This is a genomic window from Paraburkholderia sp. SIMBA_054 (genome assembly GCF_046534875.1).
GTDB classification, from domain to species: Bacteria; Pseudomonadota; Gammaproteobacteria; order Burkholderiales; family Burkholderiaceae; genus Paraburkholderia; species Paraburkholderia hospita.
The window spans coordinates 1-229 of the sequence record NZ_JAWRXV010001890.1; the positions used below are offsets into that span (position 1 = coordinate 1).

General features: G+C 60.3%; 1 protein-coding gene. It reads right to left on the reverse strand.

Annotated features, from left to right (window positions below):
- Positions 1-229, reverse strand: a 229-nt coding sequence (locus SB822_RS61605; RefSeq protein WP_410859734.1) for an ATP-binding protein, incomplete at both ends; no start/stop codon positions are given.

Below are 229 nucleotides of genomic sequence, written 5' to 3' on the forward strand. Positions count from 1 at the left end.
TCGGTCCGAGTAATACGACGTTCTCGTTTCGCTCCAGAAACGTCAGACTTGCCAGCTCCTGGACCTGAGATCTGGGCACACCGCTGGCTGCTGCGAAGTCGAAGCCGTCGAGGGTCTTGATCGTCGGGAAGCCTGCCAGGCGTGCAAACGTCGCCCGCTGTCTGACGAGCCGCGCTGTGTGCTCGGCCTTTAGTACCGATTCGAGAAACTCGGTCAGGTTCACCTCGTC